The 9,443-nt window shown below is 69.8% G+C and carries 10 protein-coding genes and 1 pseudogene; 2 read left to right on the forward strand and 9 right to left on the reverse strand.

What is annotated here, in order from left to right:
• Position 1 precedes the first annotated feature (1 nt).
• Both ACFW16_RS28800 and crcB read right to left on the reverse strand, forming a co-directional pair.
• Complete coding sequence (locus tag ACFW16_RS28800) at positions 2-505, reverse strand: hypothetical protein (protein ID WP_380311635.1); 504 nt, start codon at positions 503-505, stop codon at positions 2-4.
• 90 nt (positions 506-595) lie between these two features.
• Positions 596-994 (reverse strand): fluoride efflux transporter CrcB, encoded by a 399-nt coding sequence (crcB, locus tag ACFW16_RS28805; RefSeq protein WP_380311637.1) that lies wholly within the window; start codon positions 992-994, stop codon positions 596-598.
• Positions 995-1,143: 149 nt separating this feature from the next.
• On the opposite strand from crcB, the gene ACFW16_RS28810 reads away from it, so the two are divergent.
• Together ACFW16_RS28810 and ACFW16_RS28815 are read left to right on the forward strand one after the other, a co-directional pair.
• Complete coding sequence (locus ACFW16_RS28810) at positions 1,144-2,112, forward strand: RluA family pseudouridine synthase (protein WP_380311639.1); 969 nt, start codon at positions 1,144-1,146, stop codon at positions 2,110-2,112.
• Between the two features lie 22 nt (positions 2,113-2,134).
• Positions 2,135-2,695 (forward strand): nucleotidyltransferase family protein, encoded by a 561-nt coding sequence (locus tag ACFW16_RS28815; RefSeq protein WP_380311640.1) that lies wholly within the window; start codon positions 2,135-2,137, stop codon positions 2,693-2,695.
• Positions 2,696-2,708: 13 nt separating this feature from the next.
• On the opposite strand, the pseudogene ACFW16_RS28820 reads toward ACFW16_RS28815, so the two are convergent.
• The 7 genes and pseudogenes from ACFW16_RS28820 to ACFW16_RS28850 all read right to left on the reverse strand — a co-directional run bounded on the left by ACFW16_RS28820 (position 2,709) and on the right by ACFW16_RS28850 (position 9,329).
• Positions 2,709-3,061: pseudogene (locus ACFW16_RS28820) on the reverse strand (DUF190 domain-containing protein).
• A 66-nt stretch (positions 3,062-3,127) separates the two neighbouring features.
• Complete coding sequence (locus tag ACFW16_RS28825) at positions 3,128-3,745, reverse strand: LysE family translocator (protein WP_380311642.1); 618 nt, start codon at positions 3,743-3,745, stop codon at positions 3,128-3,130.
• A gap of 252 nt (positions 3,746-3,997) precedes the next feature.
• A complete protein-coding gene (locus ACFW16_RS28830) occupies positions 3,998-5,245 on the reverse strand; it encodes a nitrate/nitrite transporter (protein WP_380311644.1) in 1,248 nt (415 codons plus the stop codon).
• 217 nt (positions 5,246-5,462) lie between these two features.
• Complete coding sequence (locus ACFW16_RS28835; RefSeq protein ID WP_380311646.1) at positions 5,463-5,852, reverse strand: VOC family protein; 390 nt, start codon at positions 5,850-5,852, stop codon at positions 5,463-5,465.
• A gap of 116 nt (positions 5,853-5,968) precedes the next feature.
• Complete coding sequence (locus ACFW16_RS28840) at positions 5,969-6,562, reverse strand: GNAT family N-acetyltransferase (protein WP_380311648.1); 594 nt, start codon at positions 6,560-6,562, stop codon at positions 5,969-5,971.
• Positions 6,563-6,664: 102 nt separating this feature from the next.
• The gene (locus tag ACFW16_RS28845; RefSeq protein WP_380311650.1) at positions 6,665-7,675 is read right to left on the reverse strand and encodes an ABC transporter permease; all 1,011 of its coding nucleotides are present in this window, start codon (positions 7,673-7,675) and stop codon (positions 6,665-6,667) included.
• A gap of 145 nt (positions 7,676-7,820) precedes the next feature.
• The gene (locus tag ACFW16_RS28850) at positions 7,821-9,329 is read right to left on the reverse strand and encodes a sugar ABC transporter ATP-binding protein (protein WP_380311652.1); all 1,509 of its coding nucleotides are present in this window, start codon (positions 9,327-9,329) and stop codon (positions 7,821-7,823) included.
• Positions 9,330-9,443 lie beyond the last annotated feature (114 nt).

The following is a 9,443-nucleotide window of genomic DNA, read 5'->3' on the forward strand; positions in this document are numbered from 1 at the left end:
TCTACTTCCGCGGCCGGCGCTTGCGCGGCTCCGGCTTCTTCGGGATGAAGCCCTCGACGTCGCCATCCGCCGTCTTGTCGGCGTAGGAGACGGCGCGGCCCTGATAGGGACCCTGGGCGGTGGACACGAACTGGAGGGTGCTGCCGAGCTCGTAGAGCCGGGCGCAGCGGTCCTCGCCCTCGCGGAAGCTCAGGCACAGCTCGTCCCGGTCGTCCGGCACATGCCAGCGGCCGTGGAAGGTGGTGCGCCGGTCGCGGTACCACAGCTGCCCGTCGGGGGCGAAGTATTCGGTCCAGGCGTCGCCGGCCTTGTCGGTGTTGGTGTCGACCGAGAAGGTGCCGTAGACCGTCTTGTCGCTCAGCCGCTCGAGCAGGGTCATGCGCGGGATCGGCTTGGCGCCGTGGGCCAGCAGGTCCTCGGCGGTCGGGTCCGGCGGCAGCGGCCTCGGCGCGCAGCCTGCCAGCACTCCCAGCAGCACGATCCCCGCCACGATCCCCAGCCTCATCGCCTGTTCCCCCGGTTTATGAGCCGACTCGCTCCCGTTGAGGGATGATAATACTATGTTATGCACGGAGGGCGGGAAAAACTCGCGCCATCAGACTCCTTTCAGCGCGTTGACCGCCCCGGCCGCGACGACGCCGAGCCAGACCGCGATCAGGCACAATATCACCGACAGCACCACATTGGCGCCGGCCCGGGCCCATTCGCCGTCCTGCATCAGCGCCAGCGTCTGCAGGCTGAAGGAGGAGAAGGTGGTGTAGCCGCCGCACAGCCCGACCATGACGAAGATCCGCACGTCCGGACTGACCAGGAAGCGCCCGTCCGGCCCGGTCAGGCCGCCGAAGATGCCGATGACGAAGGAGCCGACGATATTGATGACCAGCGTGCCCCAGGGAAAGGTCTCGCCGACGCGCTCGGCGACGAAGCCGGAGCACCAGTACCGGGCCATGCCGCCGAGCGCGCTGCCGGCCGCGACCCACAGATAAGTCCCCACGCGACGATCCCCTCTCGTGCTACACAACCCGCATGAGCCGAACGCCCGCCCCGCCGTCGACCCGCAAAGATCATCCTGCGCCGAAGCTTCCGGCCGGCGCCACCCCGCGATCCGGCGACCCAGCGCCGCGCGCGGTGCAGACCGTCGCGGTGACGCAGGACGACGGCGACCTGCGGCTCGACCGCTGGTTCCGCCAGCGCTTCCCGGGCCTGACCCATGGCCGGCTGGAGAAGCTGCTGCGCACCGGCCAGATCCGGGTCGACGGCAAGCGCGCCAAGGCGGCGCAGCGGCTGGAGGCCGGCCAGACCGTCCGCATCCCGCCGCTCGACGAGGCCGCGGCCCAGGCGCCGGTGCCGCGCGCGCCGATGCCGCTGAAGGCCGAGAAGGCCGAAGGCCTGGCGGCGGAGCTGAAGCGCGCCATCCTGCTGATCGATGACGACGTGATCGTGCTGAACAAGCCGTCCGGCCTGGCGACGCAGGGCGGCGGCAAGGTCAAGGCGCATGTCGACGGGCTGCTCGACCATCTGCAGTTCGACGCGAAGGAACGGCCGCGGCTGATCCACCGCCTCGACCAGGAGACCTCGGGCGTGCTGCTGATCGGCCGCACCGCCAAGGCGACGCGGCGGCTCAGCGAGGCTTTCCGCGAGCGCGCCACCCGCAAGGAATACTGGGCGGTGACGGTGGGCGTGCCGCAGCCGCATCAGGGCCGCATCGACCTGGCCCTGGCGCGGTCGCCGAGCAATGTCGGCCGGGTGGTCGAGGACGGCGACGAGGAGGGGCAGCGCGCGGTCACCGACTACACCGTGGTCGAGGCCGCGGTCCGGCACGCCGCCTTCGTGGCGATGTGGCCGGTGACCGGCCGCACCCACCAGCTGCGCCTGCACATGGCGGCGCTGGGCACGCCGATCCTGGGCGACGGCAAGTACGGCGCCGGCAAGGCCGCGATCGCCGGGGCCGAGCTGCCGCGCCAGCTGCATCTGCACGCCCGCCGGCTGGTGCTGCCGCACCCGACGCGCGGCACCATCGACGTCACCGCGCCCCTGCCGCCGCACATGACGACGACCTTCCGCTATTTCGACTTCGACACCAAAGCGAAGCCGGAAGGGCCGGAAGACTGAGGAGCTGACGGGCCGTCCAGCCATGCCGATCTCGGCCGAGGCCGTCATCGCCCAAGCGATGGAGAACCCGGTGAACGCCGCGTTGATGCAGCGGTTGCCGCGGCTGGGCCAGCCGCAGTGCTTCCTGACCGCCGGCTGCCTGTTCCAGGCGGTGTGGAACCGGCGTTGCGGCCAGCCGCCGGAGAATTCGGTCAAGGATTACGACGTCTTCTATTTCGACGACCGCGACCTGTCCTGGGAGGCGGAGGATGCGGTGATCCGGGAGGCCGCCGCCCTGGTCGCGGATCTCGGCGCGCCGGTCGAGGTCAAGAACCAGGCCCGGGTCCATCTCTGGTACCAGAAGCGCTTCGGCGGCGCTTATCCGCAGCTGCGCTCGGCCACCGACGGCATCGACCGCTATCTCGTGCAATGCACCTGCATCGGCATCGAGGCGGCGACCGGCCGGCTGTACGCCCCGAACGGGCTGGAGGACATGGTCGAGGGCATCCTCCGGCCCAATCCGATGAACCCGTCGCCCGAGCTGTTCCGCGCCAAGGCGGAAGCGTATCAGGCCCGCTGGCCCTGGCTGACGATCGCCGAATAGACCGGAGCGGCCATCAGGCCTTGGGCGGTTCGGCCCGGGCGGTGCCGTATTGCAGCACCTGCACCTTCTCCAGCGTCACCAGGCCGCTCGACATCATGCCGTCGAGCACCGGCAGGAAGGCATCGATCTTCGGCTCCGCGTCCACGATCTCGATGATCAGCGGCAGGTCCTCCGACAACCGCAGGATCTTGGCGGTGTGCAGGCGGCTGGAATGGCCGAAGCCCATCGGGCCGCGCAGCACCGTGGCGCCGCCCAGCCCGGCCTCGCGCGCCTTCGCACGATCGACTCGTAGAGCGGACGGCCGCCATGGCGGTCGTTCTCGCCGATGAAGATGCGCAGCAGGATCGCGTTCCGCGGCAGCTGCATGACCCGGCCTCCGTCGCGACTGAGATGAGCATACGCCGATCTGTCGTAGGAGTCCGGGGCGCCCCGCTACTTCCCCCTGGCCAGCGCCAGGCCGAGGCCGGCGCCGACCAGCAGGCCGCCGGTGATCCTCTGCCGCAGCCGGCCGTGGCGGGCCAGCAGGGTCCGGGCGCGGCCGGCCAGCAGCGCCCAGCTGCCGTCGAGAACGACGGCGAGCAGCAGGAACACGGCTGACAGCAGCGCCACCTGCGGGCCGGCCGGCCGCGCCGGGTCGACGAACTGCGGGAAGAAGGCGCCGTAGAACAGCAGCGTCTTCGGGTTGGTCAGCGACACCAGCAGGGCGCGGCCGTAGATCGCGCCGGCGGCTTTCGGCTGTGCCGCGATCCGGGCCAGGTCGGCCGGCGGGCTGCGCCAATGGGCGATGCCGAGCCAGACCAGATAGGCGACGCCGATCCAGCGCAGCGTCTCGAACCAGCCGCCGGCGGTGCCCAGGACCTCCGCCATGCCGAGGGCGGTGAGGCCGAGCTGCAGCACCATGGCGGAGCTGGTGCCGAACACGGTCAGGAGGCCGGTGCGCGGCCCCCAGGCGATGCTGTTGGCGACGATCAGGGCCACGTTCGGCCCCGGGATCACCATGACCAGGGTGACGGTGGCGATGAAGGCGAGGAGGAGGTGCGGGTCGATCATCGGGCTCTCCGAAGTCAGGAGGGGCCGGCGAGGATCAAGAAAAACCCCGCCGGAGTGGCGGGGCGTCGTGCGTCGGGCCGTCAGCCGCCGGTCAGAAGGACCGCAGCTTCGTCCCGGGCGCGCAAGCGACAGCGACCGCCGGAATGCGGCGGCGTTGTTGCAGGCGATGGGAGGCGGCTCGAAGCATGACGGCAAAAATACGGGGCGGGTCCGACGAGGTCAATCCGGCGCGAAACCTGCCCCAGGGTCGAGTCAGGCCGATGCGCCGGCACGGACCGGGGAGGCAGGGATGCGGCGGATGGTGCGATGCATCCAGCACAGCGAGACGGCGATGAGGACAAACAGGAGCAGGAAGCAGCTCGACCACAGGCCGGTCACGTCCTTCAGGACGCCGAAGGCGACGGGCAGGACGAAGCCGCCGAGCCCGCCGACCATGCCGACCACCCCGCCGACGGCCCCGATGCTGTCGGGATAGTAGGCGGCGATGTGCTTGAAGACGGCGGCCTTGCCGAGGCTCATGACGAAGCCGAGCACGAAGACGGCGACGACGAAGACGACCGGGCCGATCGCGAAGGGCGGTGTCGCCGGCAGCGCGAGGATCGCCGTCGCCACGGCGGAGACCAGGAACACCAGATACATGACCGTCCTGGCGCCGATCCGGTCCGACAGCACGCCGCCATAGGCGCGGAAGACGCTGCCGGGGATCGAATAGGCGGTCGCGACCATGCCGGCCGTCTCGAGATCGAAGCCATAGGCCCCGACGAGATAGCGCGGCAGCCACAGCGACAGGGCGACGAAGCCGCCGAAGGCGAAGAAGTAGTACAGCGAGAAGCGCCAGACCCGCGGATTCTTCAACGGGGCGAATTCCTGCAGGAAGGGCTTCGGCGCATGGCCGTGGAGCTTGCGCCTGCGGTAATCCGGGTCGTCGCCGGTGGTGAACCAGAACACGACGGCCATGACGGCGAGGGCCAGGGCCCAGATCTCCGCCACCGCCTGCCAGCCCCAGGCCAGAAGGACGAAGGGCGCGAGGAACTTCGTCACCGCCGCGCCGACATTGCCGGCGCCGAAGATGCCGAGCGCCGTGCCCTGCTTTTCCGGCGGGAAGAAGGGCGAGACATAGGCGACGCCCACGGCGAAGGACCCGCCGGCGAGGCCGACGCCGAGGCCCGCGAGCAGCATCTCCGGATAGGTGCTGGCGCGGGACAGCAGGAACGTCGCCAGGGCGGCCGACAGCATCGTCGCAGTGTAGACCAGCCTGCCGCCGTACCGGCCGGTCCAGACGCCCAGCAGGATGCGGCTGAGCGATCCGGTCAGCACCGGCAGGCCGATGAGAAGGCCGAATTCGGCTTCGCTCAGGCCGAGCTCCTGCTTGATGCGGATGCCGATGATCGCGAACAGCGTCCAGACCGCGAAGCATAGGGTAAAGGCCACGGTCGAGATCCACAGCGCCCGCTGGGCGGTGGCGGTCGAGCTTGCAAGCGGTGGATTGACGTCGGCCATGGATGCTCCGGGACGCGATGCTGAATCGGCCTTCGTGGCCGGATCGCATCCCGCAGGAATCGTGCCAACCTGCCGGTCGAAGAGAAGGCATGGGAGTTCTCGGAACAAAGCCGCCCCGGACGGCGGCATTGTCCCGTCGGATCGCTCAAGAACCGGTCACAGGATCATCGATGCTGCCCAATTCCGGAGCAGTGCCGATTGTGGCCGGCCGTAGCCTTCAGCCGGCCTGGGGCGCCGAGGTCATCCAGCCGGCGACGGCGCCGGTCGGGTCGCGGACGATGGCGATGCGGCCGACGCCGGGCACGTCGAAGATGTCGCGCATCAGGGTGCCGCCGGCCAGCTGCGCCGCCGCGACGCGCTCATCGACGTCGTCGACCTCGATATAGGCGAACCAGTGCGGCGGCACCTGGTCCATGCCGGGCAGGTTCCGGATGTCGAAGATGCCGCCGACCATCCGGTCACCGATCTTGGCGATCAGGTAGTCGCCGCCGGTCGCCATCTTCATGGAGTCGAAGGTCCAGCCCAGGGTCTTGGCGTAGAAGTCGCGGGCGGCCTCGGGGTCGCGGGTGTTCAGCTCGTTCCAGACGAAGGTTCCATGTTCGGGCATCATTGCCTCCCATCTGACGGCAGTCGCCGTGTTTCAGGGAGGATATCACGCTTTCGGCGACGATCCCGCGACCGGCAGCCCGATCCGCGCCGGCCTGACGCGCATCCGCTGCGCCGTCACCGCGCGGCGCGGCGCATCGGGGTCAGGAGCGGCGAAGACGCCGTCTGGATCGTCCCCATGATCTCGAAGCCGTGCCGCCGGTACAGCCCGATATTGGCGGGGTTGGTCGATTCGAGATAGGCCGGGAGATGGTCCTGGTCGCATCGGCGCAATCCGGCCTGCAGCAGCGCCGCGCCATGACCCTTGCACTGGTGCAGCGGGTCGACGCCGATCAGGGGCAGGTACCAGTGCGGCTCGGTGGGGTGATACCGGGACATCTGCTCGACCATGGCGCCGAGTTCGGCCTGCCGTTCCCGCGGGATGGTCGTGTCGATCAGCGCTGCCAGAGCCGCTTCGTCGGAATGGGCGCCCGGCCGCAGCCACAGCGCCGCCCCGGCGTTATGGTCGACCTGCCAGGCCGTGCCGTCGGCGAAAGCCATGCCGCCGAGGCCACGGATGAAGCCCGGGAAGTGCAGCAGGTACTGCTGCGGGTCGGGGTAGGTCCAGCGGGCGATCGGGTCGGCGGCGAAGGCCAGCAGGATGGTGGCGACGGCCCGCTCGCTCTCGGGCGGCTCGACGATCGCCACGGTCGGCATCGCGGATGCGGACATCGGCGGCTCCCTTCCGAGACGTCGCAGTCAGCCGTGACGCCTCGGGATGATCATGACCCTCGATGTGCCTCGGCGCACGCCGTTTCGTCGGGACCGTCCTGGTCAGGGCTTCGGCGCCGATCCCGCAACCGCCGGCGCGCGGTCGGCCGCGGCGGGAACGGCGCGGGCCTGGCGGGCGGCGCGCATCTTCTGCAGATGCTGGTCGGCCAGCACGCCGATCAGGATCACCGTGCCCATCACCGCGAAGTTGAGCGAGGAGGGGATGCCGAGCAGGTTGACCAGGTTCTGCAGCACCTGCAGCAGCACGGTGCCGAGGATGATGCCGAGGATCGAGCCCTCGCCGCCGCGCAGCGAACAGCCGCCCAGCACCGCCGCGGCGATGGCGTAGAGCTCGTAGAAATTGCCGTGCGCCGAGGGCTGGATCGAGTTGGTGTAGAACGCCAGGAACACGGCGGCGAGGCCGGCCAGAAGCCCGCAGATGACGTAGGCGGAGGCGATCACCGTGCGGGTGCTGATGCCGGAATAGCGCGCCGCCTCCTCGTTCTTGCCGACGGCGAAGAGGTAGCGGCCGAACACCGAGCGGTGCAGCACCACCCACATCACCAGCGCCACCACCACCATGGCCAGGAAGCTGTTGGGGATGCCGAAGCTGCGGCCGGTGGCGAATGCCGCCAGCGTGTCGAAATCGCCGCCATAGCCGAAGCCGACGGTGGCGTCGTCGGTGTAGTAGCGGGCGGCGCCGCGGTAGATCAGCAGGGCGCAGAGGGTGACGACGAAGGGTTGGATGCCGATCCGGGCGACCAGGAAGCCGTGGATGGCGCCGAACACCCCGCCCATGGCGATGGCGGCGGCCAGGGCCAGCGGCCAGGACCAGCCCCAGTTCACCACCATGTCGACGAAGACGACGCCGATCAACGCGAACATCGACCCGACCGACAGCTCGATGCCGGCGGTGATGATCACCAGCCCCTGGCCGATCGAGAACAGCCCGTACAGGCCGACCAGATTGGCCATGTTCACCAGGTTCACCGTCGAGATGAAGCGCGGCTGCAGCAGCGCCACGACGCAGCCGATCACCAGGATCAGGATCGCCAGCCCCAGTTCCTTCCTCATCGTCCCTGACGTCCTCCCGGCATCTTTTTTTCCGCGTCGTAGGTCGGGTTCGCCCGGGCGAACCCAACATTGGTCCCGGCGGCGGGATGTTGGGTTCGCGTCCGCGAACCCAACCTACGGGTGAGGCCAAGCCGCATCGTCGTCATCACGCCGCCAACTGCCGGCCGACGGCCAGCTGCATCACGTTGGGCTCGCTGAACTCGTCCCGGCCCAGGATGCCGCTGATCCGGCCCTCATGCATCACCGCGATGCGGTCGCTGACGCCGATCACCTCCTCCATGTCGCTGGAGATCATCAGGATCGGCACGCCGCGGTCGGCCAGGTTGCGCATCAGCTGGTAGATCTCGGACTTCGCCCCGACATCGATGCCGCGCGTCGGCTCGTCGAAGATCAGGAAGCGCGGCTGCAGCGCCAGCCATTTCGCCAGCACGATCTTCTGCTGGTTGCCGCCGGACAGCTTCAGCGCGGTGGTGGTGACGGACGGGGTGCGGATGCGCAGCTTCTCGCGCTGGGCCTCGGCCTCCTTCGTCTCGCCGCGGCCGTCGATCAGCCAGCGCCGGGCGACGCGCTTGAGGCCGGGCAGGGTGACGTTCTCGGCGATGGTCATGTCCAGCACCAGGCCGCTGCGCTTGCGGTCCTCCGGCACCAGGAACAGGCCCTGGGCGATGGCCGCGCGCGGCGTGCCGATGGTCAGCGGCTTGCCGTCCAGCCGGACCTCGCCGGCCAGCATCCGGTCGATGCCGAACATGGCGCGCGCCAGCTCGGTGCGGCCGGAGCCGACCAGGCCGGCCAGGCCCAGGATCTCGCCGCGGCCGACCGACAGCGTCACCTCATGGTCCGGATAGGTCGCGGTGCGCACGCCGCGGATCTCGACCGCGTCCGGCTGCGCTGCGACGGCAGGAGGAATGTACAATGCCCGCAGGTCGCGCCCGACCATCATCCGCACCATGCGGTCGTGGTGGATCTCGTCGCGGTCCAGCGCCCCGACCACGCGGCCGTCGCGCAGGCAGACCACGCGGTCGGCGCGGGCCTCGATCTCGCCCAGGCGGTGGGTGATGAAGATGATGGCGACCCCGGCTGCCTTCAGCTCGCCGACCACCCGCAGCAGCGTCTGGGTCTCGGTCAGGGTCAGGCTCGAGGTCGGCTCGTCCATGATGATGATGCGGGCGTCGAGCGACAGCGCCTTGGCGATCTCCACCATCTGGCGCTGGGCGATCGACAGCTCGGCCAGCGGCGTGGCCGGCCCGAAATCGACGCTGAGCCGGTCGAGCAGCACCTGCGTGTCGGCGTGCAGCCGGGCGGTGTCGGCCAGCTTCAGCGGACCGAAGCGCCGCGGCTCGCGCCCGATGAAGACGTTGCCGGCGACGTCGAGATTGTCGAAGAGGTTCAGCTCCTGATGCACGAAGGCGATGCCGGCGGCGATCGCCTCCGGCACCGTCAGGGCCGCGTGCTGGGTGCCGCCGACGGTGACGGTGCCCGCGGTCGGGGCCTCGACCCCGCCCAGGATCTTCATCAGCGTCGACTTGCCGGCCCCGTTCTCGCCGATCAGCCCGACCACCTCGCCGCGGCGGACGGTCAGGCCGACATCCTTCAGCGCCCGCACGCCGGGATAGGTCTTGGAGATCCCCTCCATGGCGAGGACGACGTCGGTCATGCTCGGAAGTCCGCCTGCTCTGGTCGCGAAAACCCCCTCCCCCTGGCCCCCTCCCGCGAGGGGAGGGGGGACAAGGAAGGGGATCGTCGGAGCCGATCGCTCATGCTGCCGGCG

The organism is Inquilinus sp. NPDC058860 (assembly GCF_042743185.1).
Lineage (GTDB): Bacteria > Pseudomonadota > Alphaproteobacteria > DSM-16000 > Inquilinaceae > Inquilinus.